At 61.4% G+C, this 18,418-nt stretch carries 18 protein-coding genes; 9 read left to right on the plus strand and 9 right to left on the minus strand.

All coding sequences use genetic code 11. The features are described 5' to 3' along the window. Positions 1-75: 75 nt before the first annotated feature. The 4 genes from AB4Z19_RS08650 to AB4Z19_RS08665 all read right to left on the minus strand — a co-directional run bounded on the left by AB4Z19_RS08650 (position 76) and on the right by AB4Z19_RS08665 (position 2,859). Entirely contained in the window at positions 76-1,395 is a 1,320-nt protein-coding gene (locus AB4Z19_RS08650; RefSeq protein WP_442035005.1) for a GH1 family beta-glucosidase, read from the minus strand. A gap of 117 nt (positions 1,396-1,512) precedes the next feature. Continuing rightward, entirely contained in the window at positions 1,513-1,803 is a 291-nt protein-coding gene (locus tag AB4Z19_RS08655) for a DUF3144 domain-containing protein (protein WP_442028530.1), read from the minus strand. A gap of 97 nt (positions 1,804-1,900) precedes the next feature. Then, a complete protein-coding gene (locus AB4Z19_RS08660) occupies positions 1,901-2,083 on the minus strand; it encodes a hypothetical protein (RefSeq protein WP_442028531.1) in 183 nt (60 codons plus the stop codon). A gap of 98 nt (positions 2,084-2,181) precedes the next feature. Beyond that, complete coding sequence (locus AB4Z19_RS08665) at positions 2,182-2,859, minus strand: TetR/AcrR family transcriptional regulator (protein ID WP_442028532.1); 678 nt, start codon at positions 2,857-2,859, stop codon at positions 2,182-2,184. A gap of 136 nt (positions 2,860-2,995) precedes the next feature. On the opposite strand from AB4Z19_RS08665, the gene AB4Z19_RS08670 reads away from it, so the two are divergent. Genes AB4Z19_RS08670 through AB4Z19_RS08680 form a run of 3 tightly spaced genes read left to right on the plus strand, consistent with a single transcriptional unit; the run spans position 2,996 to position 7,188 of the window. Further along, positions 2,996-4,129, plus strand: coding sequence for an HlyD family secretion protein (locus AB4Z19_RS08670; RefSeq protein WP_442028533.1), 1,134 nt, complete (start codon positions 2,996-2,998; stop codon positions 4,127-4,129). Positions 4,130-4,141: 12 nt separating this feature from the next. Then, a complete protein-coding gene (locus AB4Z19_RS08675; protein ID WP_442035007.1) occupies positions 4,142-5,722 on the plus strand; it encodes a DHA2 family efflux MFS transporter permease subunit in 1,581 nt (526 codons plus the stop codon). Positions 5,723-5,742: 20 nt separating this feature from the next. Then, positions 5,743-7,188, plus strand: coding sequence for an efflux transporter outer membrane subunit (locus AB4Z19_RS08680; protein WP_442029576.1), 1,446 nt, complete (start codon positions 5,743-5,745; stop codon positions 7,186-7,188). A 148-nt stretch (positions 7,189-7,336) separates the two neighbouring features. Here AB4Z19_RS08680 and AB4Z19_RS08685 read toward each other — a convergent pair whose 3' ends face one another. Next, positions 7,337-8,254 (minus strand): LysR family transcriptional regulator, encoded by a 918-nt coding sequence (locus AB4Z19_RS08685; RefSeq protein WP_442035009.1) that lies wholly within the window; start codon positions 8,252-8,254, stop codon positions 7,337-7,339. Between the two features lie 101 nt (positions 8,255-8,355). Here AB4Z19_RS08685 and AB4Z19_RS08690 point away from each other — a divergent pair, with 101 nt between their 5' ends. From AB4Z19_RS08690 to AB4Z19_RS08710, 5 genes are all read left to right on the plus strand, one after another. Continuing rightward, the gene (locus AB4Z19_RS08690) at positions 8,356-8,958 is read left to right on the plus strand and encodes a short chain dehydrogenase (protein ID WP_442030190.1); all 603 of its coding nucleotides are present in this window, start codon (positions 8,356-8,358) and stop codon (positions 8,956-8,958) included. Positions 8,959-8,997: 39 nt separating this feature from the next. Beyond that, positions 8,998-10,698, plus strand: coding sequence for a dipeptidyl-peptidase 3 family protein (locus AB4Z19_RS08695; protein WP_442035011.1), 1,701 nt, complete (start codon positions 8,998-9,000; stop codon positions 10,696-10,698). 101 nt (positions 10,699-10,799) lie between these two features. Further along, positions 10,800-11,483, plus strand: a complete 684-nt coding sequence (locus AB4Z19_RS08700; protein ID WP_442025324.1) for a hypothetical protein — start codon at positions 10,800-10,802, stop codon at positions 11,481-11,483. A gap of 86 nt (positions 11,484-11,569) precedes the next feature. Further along, positions 11,570-12,226: a BON domain-containing protein gene (locus AB4Z19_RS08705; protein WP_442025323.1), complete on the plus strand. Its 657-nt coding sequence runs from the start codon at positions 11,570-11,572 to the stop codon at positions 12,224-12,226. A gap of 90 nt (positions 12,227-12,316) precedes the next feature. Beyond that, a complete protein-coding gene (locus tag AB4Z19_RS08710; RefSeq protein ID WP_442025322.1) occupies positions 12,317-13,615 on the plus strand; it encodes an MFS transporter in 1,299 nt (432 codons plus the stop codon). Here AB4Z19_RS08710 and AB4Z19_RS08715 read toward each other — a convergent pair. The 3 genes from AB4Z19_RS08715 to AB4Z19_RS08725 all read right to left on the minus strand — a co-directional run bounded on the left by AB4Z19_RS08715 (position 13,612) and on the right by AB4Z19_RS08725 (position 16,500). Next, positions 13,612-13,995: an MAPEG family protein gene (locus AB4Z19_RS08715; RefSeq protein WP_442025321.1), complete on the minus strand. Its 384-nt coding sequence runs from the start codon at positions 13,993-13,995 to the stop codon at positions 13,612-13,614. The two genes, AB4Z19_RS08710 and AB4Z19_RS08715, sit on opposite strands and share 4 nt — an antisense overlap. A 19-nt stretch (positions 13,996-14,014) precedes the next feature. Further along, the gene (locus AB4Z19_RS08720) at positions 14,015-16,123 is read right to left on the minus strand and encodes a prolyl oligopeptidase family serine peptidase (protein ID WP_442035013.1); all 2,109 of its coding nucleotides are present in this window, start codon (positions 16,121-16,123) and stop codon (positions 14,015-14,017) included. An 80-nt stretch (positions 16,124-16,203) separates the two neighbouring features. Then, positions 16,204-16,500, minus strand: a complete 297-nt coding sequence (locus tag AB4Z19_RS08725) for a helix-turn-helix domain-containing protein (RefSeq protein WP_442025319.1) — start codon at positions 16,498-16,500, stop codon at positions 16,204-16,206. 73 nt (positions 16,501-16,573) lie between these two features. Between AB4Z19_RS08725 and AB4Z19_RS08730 the strand changes: the two genes are divergently transcribed. Next, a complete protein-coding gene (locus tag AB4Z19_RS08730; RefSeq protein ID WP_442025318.1) occupies positions 16,574-16,939 on the plus strand; it encodes a VOC family protein in 366 nt (121 codons plus the stop codon). On the opposite strand, the gene AB4Z19_RS08735 is transcribed toward AB4Z19_RS08730, so the two are convergent. Further along, complete coding sequence (locus AB4Z19_RS08735) at positions 16,893-18,353, minus strand: cytochrome P450 (protein ID WP_442025317.1); 1,461 nt, start codon at positions 18,351-18,353, stop codon at positions 16,893-16,895. The genes AB4Z19_RS08730 and AB4Z19_RS08735 overlap by 47 nt on opposite strands. Between the last annotated feature and the right edge of the window lie 65 nt (positions 18,354-18,418).

Consider the following 18,418-nt stretch of genomic DNA (forward strand, 5'->3'; position numbering starts at 1 on the left):
TGCGGGCGCGGGTTCCTGGCCCGCCTGCATGGTGGCTTCCTGCTGCATCTTTGTCTCCTCGCTGTTTTGTTTTTTTTAAGCGGTCTGGTTGTCGATTAAGTCCCGATACCAGTAGCCGCTGTCTTTCATTGTCCGCTGCTGCGTTTCGTAGTCGACGTGGATCATACCGAATCGCTTGGCATAACCGGAATTCCATTCGAAATTATCCAGCAGACTCCAGGCGAAGTAGCCTTGCACGTTGACGCCCTGGTCCATCGCGTCCTTCAATGCGGCCAGGTGGCTTTGCATGAATTCGATGCGCTTGGGGTCGTGCACTTCGCCGTTAATCACTGCGTCCGGATTGGCCATGCCGTTTTCGGTGATGTATATCGGCGGCAGGTCGTAGGCGGCGTTCAGCTTCAGCAGCAGTTCGGTGAAGCCTTCCGGATAAATCTCCCAGCCCATGTCGGTGAAGCCGTGCTTGCCGGGGGCTTTACGCGGCGGGTCTTCGGCGCTGCAATAGGCGCGGAAGTAGTAGTTCACGCCGAGGAAGTCCAGCGGCTGCTGGATGATTTCGAAGTCGCCCCGTTCCACCAGCGGCGCATTCGCTCCGTGGCCTTTCAGCGCAAGCTCAGGGTAGTGGCCTTTGAAGATCGGGTCCATGAACCATTCGACGGAGCGCGAGTATTCCCATGCCGCCAGGTCGCGATCGGCGGCGCTGTCGGTGGCGGGATCGGCGGTCCACTGGTTCAGCACAATGCCCAGCTGGCAGTTCGGCTTTACGGCGCGCATGGCGCTCATGGCCAGGCCGTGCGACAGCAGCAGATGGTGCGATACCTGCACCGATTGTTTGACGTCCGCCACGCCCGGCGCGAACTGGGCGTTGCCGTAGCCAAGATTGGCTGTGCACCACGGTTCGTTGTGCGTTGCAATCGTTTTCACGCGATTGCCAAAGCGGCGCGCCACTTCAGCTGCATAGTCGGCAAAGCGGTAGGCGGTGTCGCGGTTCAGCCAGCCGCCATCGTCCTGCAGGCCTTGCGGCAGGTCCCAGTGGTAGAGGGTGAGGTGGGCTTCGATATTGTGCGCTTCCAGCGCATCCAGCAGATTCGAATAGAAGGCGAAACCGGCTTCATTCCAGGCTCCCTTGCCCGTTGGCTGCACCCGCGACCAGGCAATCGAGAAGCGGTAGGCGCCCACGTGCAGGCCGGCGATCAGGGCCACATCTTCCCGGTAGCGGTAGTAGTGCTCGCAGGCGTGGTCGCCATTGCTGCCGTCGATGATGCGGCCCGGGGTATGGCTGAAGGTGTCCCAGATGGACGGCCCCTTGCCGTCGGCGCTGGCGGCGCCCTCAATCTGAAAGGCGCTGGTGGCGACGCCCCAGGTGAACGAGGGAGGGAATGACTTGATGTCGGTCATAAGATTCCTGAAAACGATTTCATGGCTGTGCAAGCATTAGACCTGATGGGCGGGGCCATGTCAATCATTTACAGGGGAGGGTAGTGCGAGGGCTATGCCTCGCACTGGAGGAAGGGATTAGCGGTACTGCTCGAAATTGGCTTCGTAGTCGGCGAAGTTATCGTCCAACATCTTCTTGAACTGCTCCAGGAAGTATTCCTTGGCTTCGTCCTTTTTCGCCACGAAGGTGTCGCGGTCGGTGTTGGCGCGGGCCAGCAGGTAGGTGTTGTAGCGGGCTGCTGCAAACATCATGCTGGCGCCGACCAGCTGGAAGCTGCCCGGATTGGTTTTTTCCTGCTCGTTTGCCTGGGAGATGAAGTGGTCGGTCGTTTCCCAGAACTTCTGGTCTTCGTTTTGCTTGTCGCTCATGGTCGCTGCAAGAAAGTTACGTTGAAAACCCGAGATAATGCCACGAATAAGGGAAGCCCGTAATAAAAAAACCGGGCGCTGGCCCGGTTTTCATTGTTTAGTTCGCTATGAAGCGCTGGGGGATCTCTATACCGCCGGAGCTGGCCGCCTCCGCATAGGAACGCAACTCGCTGATGGCCGCGTCCAGGTGCTCCTGGCTGGGATTTTCCTGGAAACCTTTGATGCATTCGTTAAGAGACGCTACTTTCCTGCTCCATTCGAGCCGATCAACCTTGCTCATGATTACTACCTCCCTCACAAACATATTCTTGAGGAGATCAGTATCTATCCGCTAGCGCCTGGCGCTCCGTGCGCTAGCGCACATAACGCTGAGCAAGCTCAACGGAGTACGCTGCGCAGGAAAAGGTCGACACCCAGCTCGATCTGCTCGCGGCCGCCGTCCATGCCAATGCCGCAGCGCGATTCAAACAGGAAACGCTTTAGCTGGTCGCCGGTGATGCAATTCAGCAAATGAACGGGCAGCCGCTCCTCTGGAACGTCATCCCGAATCTGGGCGCGGATATCGGGGCGGGAGAAGAAGCGCGCCAGCATTTCGCGCGTCTGGCGCGGACCGGCATCGAAGAAGGCTTCCGCCAGTTCCGGATTGTGATGAGCTTCGGCAATCACGATCTGGTACATGCCGATCGCGCCAGGAGAGGACACCAGCTGGTTAAAGCAGTCGGCAAAATCCACCAGGATGTCGCGGATCGGCTGCTTGCTGTGCTCCATATCTTCCATCTTGGCAAAGTATTCTTCCTTGCGCTGCATGATGAGCGCCTTGAAGAGGCCGGCTTTGCCGCCGAACTTCACATAGATGGTGCGCACGGCGACGCGGGCTTCGCGCGCGATCAGTTCCAGGCTGCACTTGCTGTAGCCCTTTTCATGGAACAAATCACCGGCGGTATTCAGCAAATCCTGCAGACGTGCCTCGGCTTCGCTGGCGCGTGGCCGGCCTGCCTTGACGACTGGTTCGTCTTCGGTGGGTTCTAGTTGCTCGGGAGACATCATTTGGTTCATGGCTTAATACATTCGAGCGTATCAGATGGGGGAACTTTATTCCAATTCAAAATGAAATGCAATCGTTTCATTTCTTGACTTTAGTCAGAGAGTGGCGAATAATGCACATCACCCATTTCATTTCCTGGAGAATGGCATGTCCCAGCACAACCCAGCAGAACAAAAAGTGCTTAGCGCGGTTCCCCCCGCCGCGCCAGCCACCCCGGCTCCGGCCGCAACCCCTCCGAACCGCCGCGTGATCGTGGTGGCGGGCCTGATCGCCCTGGCTGCGCTCGTGGCTGGCGGCCGCATGTGGTATCGCAGCGCTCACTTCGAAGAAACGGACAATGCTTATGTGTCCGGCCACGTGCATCCGGTGTCCACCCGTATTGCCGGTGTGGTATCCAAGGTCCTGATCGACGATAACCAGCTGGTGAAAGAGGGCGACGTGATCGCCGAGCTGGACCCGTTCGACCAGCAAGTGAAAGTGGACCAGATCAAGGCGCAGATCGCCGCGACCGAGCAGCAAGTGGTGCAGGCCGACGCGCAAGTGGCTCAGGCCAATGCCTCGGCCAGCGCCGCCACCGCGCAGATCGCCCAATCGCAGGCCAACCTGCTGCGCGCTTCGCAAGACGCAGAACGTTACAGCCAGCTGTACACCAGCCAGATGAAGGCTGTGTCGAAAGCTGAACTGGATGCCGCTACTGCAGCGCGCACCAGTGCTACCGCCGACGTCACCGCCCGTAAGGACAGCGCCGCCGCCGCCAAGGCGCAGATCGCCGCTGCCGCTTCGGCGCGCGATGTGCTGAAGGCGCAGATCAATGTGCTGAAGGTACAGCTGAAAGACGCCGAACAGCAGCTGGCGTACAACAAGATCCTCGCGCCGGTGACTGGCCGCATCGGCAAGCGCACCCTGGAAGTGGGCCAGCGCGTCCAGCCGGGCCAGCAGCTGACCGCTATCGTGCAGGATGATGTGTGGGTTGTTGCGAACTTCAAGGAAACCCAGCTCTCCACCATGAAGGTCGGTCAGGAAGTGAATCTGTCGGTTGATGCAATTCCGGGCAAGGAACTGGTTGGCCGCGTGGACAGCTTCTCGCCGGCATCCGGCGCGCAGTTCGCGCTGCTGCCGACCGATAATGCGACCGGCAACTTCACCAAGATCGTGCAGCGCGTGCCTGTGAAGATCACGCTGAAGCCGGAAGACATCAAGGCCTATTCGGGCCGCCTGGTGCCGGGGATGTCGGTGGTCGCCGAAGTGTCGATCAAGTCCGCTGAGAAGTTCGCACATTAAAAGGGGCATTGCATGAGCAACCCTACAATGCCGCAGCCGCCCAGCGGCCCGGTCTCGGCCCGCACATGGATTGCGGTTGCCGCGGGCATGCTTGGCGCCTTCATGGCGGTGCTGGACATCCAGATCACCAATGCCTCGCTGAAGGACATCCTGGGCGCGCTGAACGCCACCCAGGAGGAGGGCTCGTGGATTTCCACCGCCTACCTGATCGCCGAGATCATTGTGATTCCGCTGACCGCACTGCTGACGCGCACCTTCTCCATGCGCGGCTACATGATGGGCACCACCGGCCTGTTCCTGCTGTTCTCGACGCTGTGCGGCGCGGCCTGGAACCTGCCAAGCATGATCGCCTTCCGCATGATGCAGGGCTTCACCGGCGGCGCGCTGATTCCGATGGCGATGACCCTGGTGATGGCCAAGCTGCCGCCGTCCAAGCGCGCAGTCGGCATGGCCATCTTCGGCCTGACCGCAACGTTGGCACCCTCCATGGGGCCGACCCTGGGCGGTTATCTGACCGAACTGTATGGCTGGCCGTCGATCTTCTACATCAACTGGGTGCCTGGCATCCTGCTGATTTCCGGCGTGGCCTATGGCCTCGACAAGGAAAAGCGCCAGCTGGACCAGCTGTTCAACTCCGACTGGCTGGGCATCGGCTTCATGGCGCTCGGCCTGGGCAGCCTGACCGTGTTCCTGGAAGAGGGCAATACCAAGGATTGGTTCGACTCGACCTTCATCGTCACCTTCGCCGCCCTGGCCATCGTCGGCTTGCTGGGCTGGGTGGTAACCAGCGCGATGCGCGAGCATCCTTTCGTGAACCTGCGCCTGTACGGCCAGCGTAATTTCCTGGTGGCGACGGCGCTGTCGGCGGTGATGGGCATGGGCCTGTATGGCTCGTCCTTCCTGCTGCCGCTGTACCTGGGCCAGATCGCGGGCTATTCGCCAATGCAGATCGGCGAAGTGATCATGTGGGCGGGCTTGCCGCAACTGTTCATCATGCCGGTGGTGGCGCGCTTGTCGCAGAAGATCGATAACCGCATCCTGTGCTCCTTCGGCCTGCTGCTGTTCGGTGCCTCCTGCATCATGAATGCCTATATGGATGCGAGCACCGGCTACGACCAGCTGCTGTGGTCCCAGGTGGTGCGTGCGCTGGGCCAGCCTTTCGTGATGCTGACACTGTCGAACTTCGCGATGAACGGCATCGATATGAAGGACACGCCTTCCGCTTCGAGCCTGTTCAATATGACGCGTAACCTGGGCGGCTCGATCGGCATCGCTTTGCTGGCAACCGCGCTGACACAGCGTGAACACTTCCACTCGGCCCGTCTGGGCGAGGCAGTGACTGGCTTCTCGCTGGCGACCCAGCAGCGCCTGGACGCGCTGACGCAGTCCTTCATCGGCAAAGGCTTCGATCCACTGACCGCTTCGGACAAGGCGCTGAAGGCAGTCGACAGCATCGTGCGCAGGGAATCGTTTGTGATGGCCTATAACGACGGCTTCTTTATCGTCGGCGGCATCCTGCTGTCCTGCATCCTGATCCTGTGGCTGTCCGACAAAGTGAAGTCGCCTTCGGGTGGCGGCGCTGGCGCTCACTAAGAATAAACGAGGTAAACGATATGAACTTCAAACAGATTGCACTGGCGGCGGCCGTTGGGCTGGCGCTGGCAGGCTGCAGCACGATTGGTCCGGACTTCAATGCGCCGGCCAATGTGAGCGACAGTGGCTTCCGTCACGCACCGGCTGGTGCGTCGGCGGAAAGCGCGCAGTTGCCGCAGCAATGGTGGTCCGTGTTCGGCGACGACACGCTGAACCGGCTTGAACAGCAGGCCTTGCGCGACAGCCCTTCCGTGAAAGCGGCTGCGCAGCGTCTGCTGCAGGCTGAAGCCCAGCTGGGCGTGGTGCGCGCGCAGGAAGGCCCGCAACTGGGCGTGAATGCGGGCGTGTCCAATTCGCGTACTTCCGCGAACACCTCGCAGGGCCTGGCGCTGGGACACCGTTCCATCAGCGGTAACAACTATTCGCTCGGCACCACCTTCTCCTACGAGATCGACTTGCTGGGCCGCGTGCGCCGCGCCGTGGAAGCGGCCGACGCGCAGGCGCTGGCAGCGCAGGCGGACCGCGATGGCGTGCTGCTTCTGCTGTCCTCGCAAGTGGCGCAGACTTACTGGCAGCTGCGCGGCCTGGATGCGGAAATCGGCATCCTGCGCGGTGCATTGGATACGCGCCGCGAGACTGAGGAGCTGGTGAACGCGCGCTTCAACGCCGGCTTGTCCAACGAACTGGATACTTCGCGTGCCCGCATCGAGCGCGCCAATGCGGAAGCGGATCTGGAAGAAGTCCAGCGTCAGCGCAATACGCTGGAGCATGGGCTGGCTGTGCTGCTGGGTGCATCGCCATCCACCACTGTGCTGCCTGCGGTGACTGGCCAGCTGCCGGCGCCGCCTGTGATCCCGGCTGGTCTGCCGGCGAACCTGCTGTCGCATCGTCCTGACCTGGCGGGCAGCGTGGCCACGATCAAGGCGGCCAATGCGAATGTGGGCGTGGCGGAAGGCGCGTTCTATCCTTCCTTCAGCCTGACCGGCAACTTCGGTTTCGCGTCGGAGAACCTGAGCGATATCGCCAAGGGCGGCTCGCGCAATTTCAGCATCGGGCCACTGGCCTTGTCGCTGCCGATCTTTGATGGTGGCCGCAACAAGTCGAATCTGGCGCTGTCGAAGGCGCGCTATGAGGAGGCGGTGGCGAATCACGAAGGCAAGCTGCTGACGGCATTGCGCGAAGTGGAAGATGCACTGTCGGACGTGCAGCAGCGGCAGCAGCAGGGTAAGGTGCAGGCGGTTGGCCGCGAGGCGGCAGCCCGCGCCTACCTGGTGGCGCGTACCCGCTATGAGCGCGGCATCTCGACCTACCTCGACGTGACCGACGCACAGCGCAGCGCGCTGGCTGCGGATCGCGCGGCGGTGCAGATTGATACGCAGCGCCTGCTGGCAGCGGTGTCCGTCGCCCGCGCCCTCGGCGCCGGCTGGCAGCCCGAAGGCGGCCTCGCCAAGCTGGCGCAGAAGTAACGTATTGGCGCGGAGGCAAAGCGTGCTAGGGTCTGACGCGGATGTCGGACATGCGCAGCATGTTCGATGTTCGGGTCTGACCCCTAAGTGTTAGCGGTATGGGGTCAGACCCCAACATCAACAAGGCTGCGCCTTGTCAATGTCGGCGTCAGACCCCCGATGCGCCGCGTGGCGGCCAGGGGGCGTCGGGGCCGAAGCGCTCTATCATGAAGTCCACAAACGACGTCAGCTTCGGCGTCGTGCGCCGGTCGCGCGAGTAGACCAGGTGCATGGGCCGCGCGGTGGGGATGTAATCCTCCAGCAGCCGCACCAGCCGTCCCTCGGCGATATCCTCGGCCAGCGTCATCTCCGCCTGCATGATGATTCCAAACCCCGTCAACGCCGCGCGGCGCAAGGCCTGGCTGCTGTTGGCACGGAAGCGGCTGCGGGGAATTGCGCGGCCATCCTTCTCTCCCTTCAGCCGCCAGCGCAACTGCGGCAGCCATCCCGTAAATTCCAGGCACTCGTGCTGCGCCAGGTCGGAAGGCGTGCGCGGCGTGCCGCGTCTGGCCAGATAGGCAGGAGAGGCGCAGATGGTCATGCCATAGGGCCGCAGCGGACGCGCCACCATTGATGAATCCTCCAGCACGCCAATGCGCACTGCGAGGTCGTAGCCTTCATCGACCAGATCCACGAAACGGTCATTCAGATTCAGCTCGACGCTGACTTCCTTGTGCAGGCTCAGATACTCCGCCACCGCAGGGCTCAGCCAGTCCATGCCGAACGACACCGGCGTGGTCACACGCAGCAGTCCGCGCGGTGAAGCGCGCATGGTTTCGGCCACGGCTTCGGCATCGCTGATTTGCGCAAGGATGGCGCGGCACTGCTCAACGTACTGGCGGCCGATCTCCGTCAGCGACTGTCGCCGCGTGGTGCGGGTGAGCAGGGCGGCGCCCAGGCGCTGCTCCAGTGCGTGCACGTGCTTGCCCACCATGACCGCCGACATGCCGAAGCGCTCCGCGGCGGCGGTGAAGCTGCCCGTGTCGACCGCGGCCACAAAAACCTCCATGCTGCGTAATTTGTCCATTGCAAACAATGAGTTAGGAATTAACTAAATATTAGCGCATTTATTCTTCCGGTGAAGAGGCAGATACTGGCAACACTTTCAAACCTCACCGGAGAACAAACATGAAAAAAGTCATCGTGATCGGCGCAACCGGCGCAGTGGGCAAAGCAGTTGTGGAGGAACTGGGCAAGCGCCACGAAATCATTACCGTTGGCAGCAGCAGCGGCCAGCATCAGGTGAAGATCGAAGACCCGGCTTCGGTACGCGCGCTGTTCGAAAAAGTAGGCAAGGTGGATCACGTGGTCGTCACCGCAGGCAATCTGCACTTCGGACCGCTGAACGAAATGACGCCCGAGCAGTTCCGCGTCGGCCTCGATTCCAAGCTGATGGGCCAGGTGAACGTCGCCTTGGTCGCGCAGCAGTACCTGAACGATGGCGGCTCGATCACCCTGACCAGCGGCATCGTCGCGCAAAACCCGATCCGCTTCGGCGCCAACGCCAGCGCGGTCAACATCGCGGTGGAAGGTTTCGCACAGGGCGCGGCGGTTGAACTGCAGCGTGGCTTGCGCATCAACGTCGTCAGCCCGACGCTGCTGACCGAATCGTTGCCGAACTATGGTCCGTTCTTCATCGGCTTCGAAACAGCGCCTGCATCACGCGTGGCATTGGGCTACGCACGCAGCGTGGACGGCGTCGAAACCGGCAAAACCTACCGGGTTTGGTAATACAATTGGGGCCTCTCTTTCAAAGATAAGAAAGGCCTCATGAAGAACCTCCTGATCCCTCTGGTGCTGGCCGCTGCCGGCACCGCTGCTACCGCAGCACCTGCAAGCGTCGCCGACCTCCAAAAGATGACGAAGCGCTTTGCCCCGGTCGAACTGAAAGCGGATGCTTCCAGGCTTTCGGCCGGCGACAGGAAAGCCATCGCCAAGCTGATTGAAGCAGCGAAGATCGTCGATACCCTGCAGCTGCGCCAGCGCTGGTCCGGCAACGAGGCGCTGTACGCCGCGCTGCAAAAAGACAGCTCCGAGCTGGGCAAAGCGCGCAGCGAATACTTCTGGCTGAACAAAGGCCCCTGGTCGATCATCGACGACCACGAATCCTTCCTGCCGGCGCAGATCGGCAGCATCAGCATTCCTGCCAAGAAGCCTGCCGCCGCCAACTTCTATCCTGATGGCGCAAGCAAGGAAGCGCTGGAAAGCTGGATGAACGGCCTGTCCGCGCAAGACAAGCAGCAGGCGCAATGGTTCTTTACCACCATCCGCAAGCGCAGCGACGGCAAGTTCAAGACCGTCAAATACTCCGAGGAATACAAGCCGGAACTTGAGAAGCTCGCCAGGCTGCTGAAGGAAGCCGCAGCCGCCACCGATAACGCCTCGCTGAAGAAGTTCCTCGACCTGCGCGCGGAAGCCTTCCTGTCCAACGACTATCTGGCCTCCGACTTCGCCTGGATGGATCTGGATTCTCCGGTTGACGTCACCATCGGCCCATACGAAACCTATAACGACGAGCTGTTTGGCTATAAGGCCGCCTTCGAAGCGTATGTGAACATCCGCGACCAGAAGGAAACCGAAAAGCTGAACTTCTTCGCCAAGCACATGCAGGAGCTGGAAGACAACCTGCCGCTGGATAAGCAATACCGCAACCCGAAAGTCGGCGCCGTCGCGCCAATGGTAGTGGTGAACGAAGTGTACGGCGCAGGCGATGGCAATATGGGCGTGCAGACCGCCGCGTATAACCTGCCGAACGACGAGCGCATCATCAGCCAGCGCGGCTCCAAGCGCGTGATGCTGAAGAACGTGCAGGAAGAGAAGTTCAAGGCCACGCTGACGCCGATCGCCAAGCTGGTGCTGCGTCCTGCCGACCAGAAGGACCTCGACTTCAACTCCTTCTTCACCCACATCCTGGCGCACGAAATCACGCACGGCCTGGGCCCGCACATCACGAAGAAGAACGGTGCGGAGTCCACGCCGCGCCAGGACCTGAAGGAAGCTTATTCCACCATCGAAGAAGCGAAGGCTGACGTGACCGGCCTGTACGCCCTGATGTACATGATGGAGAAGGGCCAGCTGAAAGACACGCTGGGCCAGGGCGAAGAGGCGGAGCGCAAGCTGCACACTACCTTCCTCGCGTCCGCCTTCCGCACGCTGCACTTCGGCCTCACCGATTCGCACGCACGCGGCATGGCGATCCAGGTCAACTACATCCTGGATAAAGGCGGCTTCGTATCACACGGCGACGGCACCTTCTCGGTGGACTTCAAGAAGATCAAACAAGCGGTCACGGACCTGGACCGCGAGTTCCTCACCATCGAAGCGACCGGCGACTACGCACGCGCCAAGGACATGATGGCGAAGTATGTGGTGATCCGTCCTGATGTGCAAAAAGCCCTCGACAAGATGAAGGGCGTGCCGAACGACATCCGTCCATCTTTCCCGACTGCTAAGTCTTTGCTGGCCAAATAAGTTTGCTTTTTCCGAAAGCAAATATTTTGTAACAGCCCCGAAACTCCGGTAACAGCTTGCTGCTAGGCATGTATAGTTGAAGCTAGTTACCGGAGTTCGTCATGAATAAGTTCAGCCTTTCTCTTCTGCTCACAATCGCTGCCAGTACCGCGCAGGCGGCCCAGCTGACCGAGATGGAAACACGCTGGCTCACCGCCGGTGCGCCTGTGCTGAATTACGCCAAAGAACTCAAGCTCCCTATCGATATCGTGGTGCAGCCGCAAGCCGGTCCGAACGACGTGCCGCTGGCCATGGGGTTCAAGGACGGCCGCTGCAAGCTGGTGCTGTCCATGCGCGGGAATCCGGATGCGGAAGCTGTGCTCGCCAATGTCCCCGACGAGCGCAAGCCGCTGCTGATTGAAGCGATGACCGCGCACGAAGTCGGCCATTGCTGGCGCTATGCGCAGGGCAGCTGGCATTCGCTGCCGGCAGGCTTCATGGAAGCGGCGCACGAAAAAATCGCCAATCCGGAACTGGAAGCCATCTCCCAGCAGTTGCGCGAAACGCGCCGCGAAGAAGCCTATTCCGATCTGGTGGCACTGGCCTGGATCGAGCAGCGCCATCCGCAGGATTACGGCTATGTGTACAGCTGGCTGAACGAAGTGCGCCAGCCCGTCAGCCATGGTTCGCACAGCACCATCGAATGGCTGAAGCTGGCCAATAATGCCAGTGTGTTCGCTGGCGAACAAAAGCCTTTTGAACAGGCAGCCCAGCTGTGGCAGAAGGGCTTGCCGCAGGAGCAGTAAGAGGCCGGCAGTGTACGGTCGCGCACAGACGCAGTCCCTCGACAGGAATGTAATGCACATGCTAACCATCCTAAAGGGGACTAACCATGAAGAAAATTGTTTTCCTGTCTGCGGCTGCACTCATCAGCACCTGCGCGATGGCGCAAACCGACCGTGCCGCCTACAAGTCGGCTTGGGAAAAGGCAGAGTCCGACTATAAGGTTGCAAAGGACAAATGCAGCAGCCTGAAGGGCAATGCAAAAGACGTTTGCAAGGAAGAGGCCAAGGTTGCACAGGCCAAGTCCGAATTGGATATCACCACGAAGTACAAAAACAATCCCAGCGATGTCACGCGGGCCGAACATCGGGTCGCCGAGGCTGAGTATGATCTCGCCAAGGAAAAGTGCGATGACATGAGCGGTAGCGCCAAATCCACTTGCAAGAGCGACGCCAAGTCTCAGTACGACACTCAGTTGGCTTCGACCAAAACGTCCACCACTGAAAACGTAGCCGACAAGACCCGCGAGAAATCGGCGGATGCTTCGCTTGCCATGTCCGACACCATGATCACCACCAAGGTCAAAGCCGAGATGGCCGCTGACCCGGTTGTGAAAGCCATGGACGTGCACGTGGAAACCCAGGGCGGCGTTGTCATGCTGAGCGGCTTCGTGCCATCCAAGACTGAAGCCGATAAGGCTGTAGAAATTGCTCGCGCCGTCAAAGGCGTGACAGATGTGAAATCTTCCATCCAGGTCAAGAAGTAAGAACTGGGTCGCCGGATTTATGGCCAGGCTTGAACTGGCCATTTTTTTTGGTATGATAGATGATATTCATCATTTAAACGGAGCCTCACTATGCTTGCTCAACCCCTGTCCGGCTGGCTGGAGCGCCGCGGAATCCACTATGCCTGGGTCATCGTTGCGCTGACCTTCCTTACGGGTCTGACTTCCTCGGCCGCGCTGGGGCTGCCCGGTGCGCTGTTGCAACCGCTGAGCAAGGAGTTTGGCTGGAATGTGGACCAGATCTCGTCCGCGCTGGCGGTGCGTTTCGCGCTGTTTGGCCTGATGGGCCCTTTCTCGGCCATCCTGATGGAGCGCTTTGGCCTGCGCAATATTGTGGTGACGGCGCTGTCGCTGGTGTCCGGCGGCATGCTGCTGGCCACCCGGATGAGCGAGTTCTGGCATCTGGTGCTGATGTGGGGCGTGATGCTGGGCGTCGGCTCCGGCATGACGGCGCTGGTGCTGACGGCCGTGGTGTCCAATCGCTGGTTCGAATCGCGGCGCGGCCTGGTGGTCGGCATGCTGACGGCCAGCTCCGCCACGGGCCAGCTGGTATTCCTGCCGGTGGGCGCCTGGCTGGTGGAGCATTTCGGCTGGCGTATGGCCGTGGTGCCGGTGATGCTGGCTTGCGCCGTGGTGGCGGTGCTGGTGTTCTTCCTGATGCGTAACCGCCCGCAGGATCTCGGCCAGCAGCCATTCGGCGCGATCAATCCCGTGCCGGTGCCGCCGGCAATGCAGATCGGCTTCACGACGCCGTTCAAAATTCTGCGCAGCGTTTCGGGCAGCGGCGTGTTCTGGATTCTGTTCGCGACCTTTTTCATCTGCGGCCTGAGCACCAATGGCCTGATCCAGACCCACTTCATTTCGCTGTGCGGCGACCAGGGCATGGGTCCTGTGCCTGCTGCATCCGTGCTGGCAATGATGGGCGCCTTCGACCTGGTGGGCACCATTGGTTCCGGCTGGCTGTCCGACCGCTACGACAACCGCAAGCTGCTGTTCTGGTACTACGCCCTGCGTGGCCTGTCGCTTCTGTGGCTGCCATATTCGGAATTCACGCTGTATGGCCTGTCGCTGTTCGCGATGTTCTATGGTCTGGACTGGATCGCGACCGTGCCGCCGACGGTGCGTCTGGCAGCAACGCATTTCGGCAAAGAGAAGGCCGGGATGGTGTTCGGCTGGGTGTTTGCCGGCCACCAGCTGGGTGCAGCGCTGGCCGCATTTGGAGCAGGGCGCGTGCGCACCCTGATGCTGACTTATAACCCCGCCTTGTTCGCTGCAGGCGCTGCTTGCCTGGTGGCGGCCGGGATGGTGATGGTGATCCGTAAAAATCAGGCGGCCGCTGCACCGGTGGCCGCCCCGGCGAAAGCCGCTTAGGCCATCGCGATCATCGCAACGCAGATACCTACGCCGCTGAACCACACGAGGGTGCGCATTGTGCCTAGATTGGCCAGGTACAGCAGGCTGTAGATGATGCGGATGCCGAGGAAGGCCAGGGCCAGCATATCGATGCGGCCCTGGTCTACATGGGCATTTTGAGCGAGGATGACGGCTGCAATAAACAGCGGCAGGGCTTCAAAGCCGTTCAGCTGCGCCGCAATGGCGCGCTTGCCCCAGCCGGTCTGGCGCTGAGCCCATTCCCGCGGCAGATGGTTGTCGTAGCGGTCTTTGCCTGCCATGGACGCCACCTTCGGCATCAGCGCCACGGCAGCCGGCAGCATGCAGGCCGCTGCGATACACCAGTTTGCAATCGTCATCTTCGTTTTCTCCCTTTTTTTATTTGAGGTACTTGGCGAGCCAGGCCTGCACTTCGCTGTAGAAGTAGCGGCTGTTCTCGCCGTTCAGAATCCAGTGGTTCTCTTCCGGGAAGACCACCAGTTTGCTTGGCACATCGAGACGCTGCTGCGTCGCGAAGTTCATCAGCGCGTTATTGATCGGCACACGGTAATCGCGTTCACCCACGGTGATCAGGATAGGCGATTTGAAGCCCGTTCCTTTCTCGTGGTTCCCCGCCTGCATGATCGGGCTCTGCTCGCGCCACACCGGCAGATCGGCCCATACCGGACCACCGCTGTTCACTTCACGTCCGTACACGCTGTCGCTGGTACCCCACTGCATGACCAGGTCCATCTCGCCCGCGTGGGACACGATGGCCTTGTAGCGCGTGGTGGTAGCCTGCAGCCAGTTGGCCAGGTGGCCGCCGTAGCTGGCGCCGCCCGCAGCGAGCTTGCTGCCGTCGATGAAGCTGTACTTCTTGATGGCTTCATCCACCGCCTGGTTGACTTCGTCGCCCGGGCCTTTCAGCGGATCGTACTGGATCGAGCGCGCGAACTCTTCGCCGTAGCCGGTGGAGCCCTTGTAGTCGGTCAGCAGCACGATATAGCCCGGCTTGGCGAGCAGGTGGTAGTTCCAGCGAATCACGAACTGGTCGCGCCACATATTCGCGGCGCCGCCGTGGATCACGGCGAACAGCGGATACTTCTTGTTCGGATCGAAGCCGGCAGGCTTGACGATCATGTTGTGGATGCTGCGGCCGTCCGGCGTCTTGAACCAAAAGTGCTCAGGCGCTTGCCAGTCGATGGCGGCGGCCTTTTCCACGTTGAAGGAAGTCTGGCGCTTCGGCGTGCCGTTGAAGGTGTACACCTCCGGCGGATTGACCGAGGATTCCCACACGCCCACCAGCGTCTTGCCCGCTGCGTTCAGGGAGTTGATGGAGCCGGTCGGCAGCGAAGGCTCTTCGCGCTGATCACCACCGGCGTAGTTCATCGAATAGATCTTTTCCAGGCCTGCGTGCTCGAAGCTGTAGAACACGCGCTTGCCATCAGCCGGCAGGGCGATGCGCGAGATCGAGCGGTCCAGGTTCGCGGTCAGGATCTTTGGCTGCGGATTGCTGATTGGCCAGGCGAAGCTCGCTACGCGGGTCAGGTCATACACCTTGCCCGGTTCTTCCGCTTCGGTCAGGGCGAACAGCGTGCGGGCATCCGGCGAGAAGCGCAGCGCCTTGTAGCTGTGGCGGTCCTTGGTCAGCTGAACCGGTTCACCGCCGGACAGCGGCAGTTCGAAGATTTGCGTGAAGCTGGAAGCGCGCGCCGCCTCGTTGCGGTTGGTCGACGCAGCGAAGACGATCGATTTGCCTTCCGGCGTCCAGCTCGCGTCCAGCGACTGGCCGTCGTCGCCCTGGCTGCCGCCAAAGCCCGGCAGCTCGGCCAGCCTGGTACCCGTGAACAGGTCGCGCGGCTTGCCGCTGCCGTCGGCGTTTATCACAAACAGGCGGACCTTCTTCTCGTCCAGCCACTTGTCGAAAAAGCGCGGTGGGAAGGATTCGTAGGCGCGGGCGTTGTACTTGCGGTCCTTGCGCTCTTTGGCCGACTTCTTCACCGATTCTTCGTCGATATCGCCTGGGTAGATGTCGCTGATGAAGAGAATCTGCTTGCCGTCCGGGCTGAACTTCGGCGAACGCGCGCCGAGAGTGAGGGTGGTCAGGCGCTGGGCTTCGCCGCCGTGGGCGACGTCGAGGCGATAGATCTGGCTGACTTCATCGCCTTCGCGCTTGGCGGTGAAGAGCAGGAAGCGGCCGTCCGGCGACCAGTTGGCGCCGGCCTCGCCGCCCTTGCTGAAGGTCAGGCGGCGCGGGGCGCTGTCGTCGGTGAGGGACTTGATCCACAAGTCGCTCCACTGTTCCTTGTTGTCGTAGGCGGGATCAGTGACGGAGAACACGGCCCATTTGCCGTCCGGGCTTGGGATGGGGGCGCCGATGCGCTTCATCAGCCACACATCTTCGTGGGTGATGGCGTGCCTGGCAGGCGCGTCGGCCGCGTGGGCAAAGTGGGCGCTGATGCTCAGGATCAGCAGGGCAGTGAGCTTGGAGATTTTAGGTGCGGACATGGCACTGGCTTCGGTGAGTCAATGGAACCTCGCATGGTGGGCAATTCCTTGCTTACTGTCAATCTGCGCCGCAGCACCAACTAGCGGGGCAAACGGCCAATCCAGGGCCGCAGCACCGTGTATTTCGGCACCGCCGTCTGCGCATCGCTCTCCGCGCTGAGCAGGCGCCGCCGCAGCAGCAAAGCCACCGCGCGCTGCGCCGTGATGCGCGACAGGCCGGTGTCCAGTGCGATGGTGGCGTAGCTGGCCTGCACGGAGCGCTTGCCTTCCATGCGCCGCCACAGATAGAGATAGACCAGGAAAGCGGCAGGCGAGTGCTCGTGGCCGACCAGGTCGGGCATCAGCACGTCGATGAAATAAGGGTCGAGTGTAGTCATGATGAGTATAGTCATGATGACTATAGCACGGGCCGGCGCCGTGCCACAATGAGGCATTACCTATGGAGACACCATGATCACCCACATCAAATTTGTCAGCATTCCCACCCGCGACCAGGATGCCGCCCTGGCTTTCTACACCGAAAAGCTGGGCTTCCGCGTCATCACCGACCAGCCTTTCGACGAGAAGCAGCGCTGGATCGAGCTGCGCGTTGGCGCGTCCGACACGCGCTTCGTGCTGTTCACGCCCGATGGGCAGGAGGACCACATCGGCAGCTTCTTTAACGGCTCGCTCGCTTGCGACAATGTGCAGGCTACCTACCGCCAGCTGTCTGAGCGTGGCGTGGAATTCCTGTCGCCGCCTCAAAAGCAGCCCTGGGGCGAGTTCGCCATCATGAAAGACCCGGACGGGAATCAGTTTGTGCTGTCCTCGTCCTGAGGCGCATGCGCAGCGCGGCGGGCGCCATCACAAAGCCCAACAGCTCGCGCGCTTCACCGTCCTTGCCGTAAGCGTCCGCTTCGACGGACACGATATCGAAGCGGCCCAGCAGGCTGGCCATCGCCACTTTGATCTCCAGCAGGGACAGATACCGTCCGGGGCATAGGCGCGGGCCGGAGCCGAAAGGCATCGTCAACTGGCGCGCCGCGCTGCCTTCCAGCCAGCGCTCCGGCTGGAATTCGCTGGCATTCTGTAGCTGGGCTTCGGACACGCTCTCGCGGCGCAGCACGCACCATACCGGCATGTTCCTTGGCACGTGGATATCGCCGATCACCGTGTCGCGATTGGCCTCCAGCGGAATGAAGGGGGCGGGTGGACGCAGGCGCATGGCTTCGTGCGCGCAGGCGTCCACATAGTCCAGCGCATCCATCTGTTCCAGCGTGAAGGCGGCCGGATCGGGCGCCACGCGCAGCACCTCTTCCTGCGCGCGCCGTAGCGCTTGTGGATGGCGGTGCAGCAGCCAAATCAGCCAGGCTAGGGCGCTGGACGTGGTGTCCTCGCCTGCCAGCAGCATGGTGGTCACGTTGCCGATCACGGTGTTGTCGTCGACCGCGCTGCCTTCCTGCGCGGCTGCGGCCAGCATGGCTTCCAGCATATTGCGCGGATGCTGGGCGCGTTCCGGATCGGCTGCCATGCGGACTCGGGCCTGGGCGATGAAGCCATCCACCGCTTCCCGCATCGCCTTCACACTGCGCTCCAGCTGGCGATCCACCGGCAGGCGCACATAGCGCCAGTAAGGAAAAGGCGTGAACGAGCGGCGCCCGGCGCCGGCCATGATGTTTTCCAGATGCTGCTGGATGCGGTCGTCGCCGTTTTCGATGGTGTTTACTTCCGCGCCAAAGGCCAGGCCGGCGACGATGTCGACCGTGTAGCGCTTGAGGTCTGCGCTGAGCGCGATTTCCTGCCCTGCTGCCGCAAGCTTTTCCCAACGGCTCTGCAGACGGCGTCCCGTATTCACCAGAACGGGGAAGTAAGCCTTGATGGCGTGCGGTGCGAAAGCCTGCATCACCATGCGGCGCTGGTTGCGCCACTCCGCGCCTTCGGCCAGGAACAGCCCCGGATGGCCGCCCATCTCGCGCGACACTTCGGCCGTGATGGCCGGCCTTCTGAAGCCATCCGGACGGTCACGCAGGATGGCATTGATGCTGGTGGGATCGGACACCACCAGCACGTCGGTGCGGCCGAAGCGGAAGCGGTAGTAGGGGCCGTATTGCTTCGCCCAGGTTTCCGCCACCAGATGCACGCGCGTCGGGCGCATCTGGAGAATATTGCCTAGCAGCGGCAGGGCGGACGGGCCGGGCAGGTCGGCGACCTGGCGCAGCGCAGCGGTAACGGGGTCGGTGACTGTATTCATGTTGACCATTGTGCGCCCCGTGCGCGCAACCGGTCTTGAATATTTGCGACATGCTTGCAGGATGT

Origin of the sequence: Pseudoduganella sp. RAF19 (genome assembly GCF_052114165.1) — a bacterium.
GTDB lineage: Bacteria > Pseudomonadota > Gammaproteobacteria > Burkholderiales > Burkholderiaceae_D > Rugamonas.

Coding starts and splice junctions, on each gene's coding strand:
- AB4Z19_RS08710 (WP_442025322.1), top strand. CDS start 12,317: ATGCTTGCTCAACCCCTGTCCGGCTGGCTGGAGCGCCGCGGAATCCAC.
- AB4Z19_RS08655 (WP_442028530.1), bottom strand. CDS start 1,803: ATGAGCGACAAGCAAAACGAAGACCAGAAGTTCTGGGAAACGACCGAC.
- AB4Z19_RS08695 (WP_442035011.1), top strand. CDS start 8,998: ATGAAGAACCTCCTGATCCCTCTGGTGCTGGCCGCTGCCGGCACCGCT.
- AB4Z19_RS08725 (WP_442025319.1), bottom strand. CDS start 16,500: ATGACTACACTCGACCCTTATTTCATCGACGTGCTGATGCCCGACCTG.
- AB4Z19_RS08690 (WP_442030190.1), top strand. CDS start 8,356: ATGAAAAAAGTCATCGTGATCGGCGCAACCGGCGCAGTGGGCAAAGCA.
- AB4Z19_RS08665 (WP_442028532.1), bottom strand. CDS start 2,859: ATGAACCAAATGATGTCTCCCGAGCAACTAGAACCCACCGAAGACGAA.
- AB4Z19_RS08650 (WP_442035005.1), bottom strand. CDS start 1,395: ATGACCGACATCAAGTCATTCCCTCCCTCGTTCACCTGGGGCGTCGCC.
- AB4Z19_RS08705 (WP_442025323.1), top strand. CDS start 11,570: ATGAAGAAAATTGTTTTCCTGTCTGCGGCTGCACTCATCAGCACCTGC.
- AB4Z19_RS08685 (WP_442035009.1), bottom strand. CDS start 8,254: ATGGACAAATTACGCAGCATGGAGGTTTTTGTGGCCGCGGTCGACACG.
- AB4Z19_RS08720 (WP_442035013.1), bottom strand. CDS start 16,123: ATGTCCGCACCTAAAATCTCCAAGCTCACTGCCCTGCTGATCCTGAGC.
- AB4Z19_RS08700 (WP_442025324.1), top strand. CDS start 10,800: ATGAATAAGTTCAGCCTTTCTCTTCTGCTCACAATCGCTGCCAGTACC.
- AB4Z19_RS08735 (WP_442025317.1), bottom strand. CDS start 18,353: ATGAATACAGTCACCGACCCCGTTACCGCTGCGCTGCGCCAGGTCGCC.
- AB4Z19_RS08715 (WP_442025321.1), bottom strand. CDS start 13,995: ATGACGATTGCAAACTGGTGTATCGCAGCGGCCTGCATGCTGCCGGCT.
- AB4Z19_RS08680 (WP_442029576.1), top strand. CDS start 5,743: ATGAACTTCAAACAGATTGCACTGGCGGCGGCCGTTGGGCTGGCGCTG.
- AB4Z19_RS08670 (WP_442028533.1), top strand. CDS start 2,996: ATGTCCCAGCACAACCCAGCAGAACAAAAAGTGCTTAGCGCGGTTCCC.
- AB4Z19_RS08660 (WP_442028531.1), bottom strand. CDS start 2,083: ATGAGCAAGGTTGATCGGCTCGAATGGAGCAGGAAAGTAGCGTCTCTT.
- AB4Z19_RS08730 (WP_442025318.1), top strand. CDS start 16,574: ATGATCACCCACATCAAATTTGTCAGCATTCCCACCCGCGACCAGGAT.
- AB4Z19_RS08675 (WP_442035007.1), top strand. CDS start 4,142: ATGAGCAACCCTACAATGCCGCAGCCGCCCAGCGGCCCGGTCTCGGCC.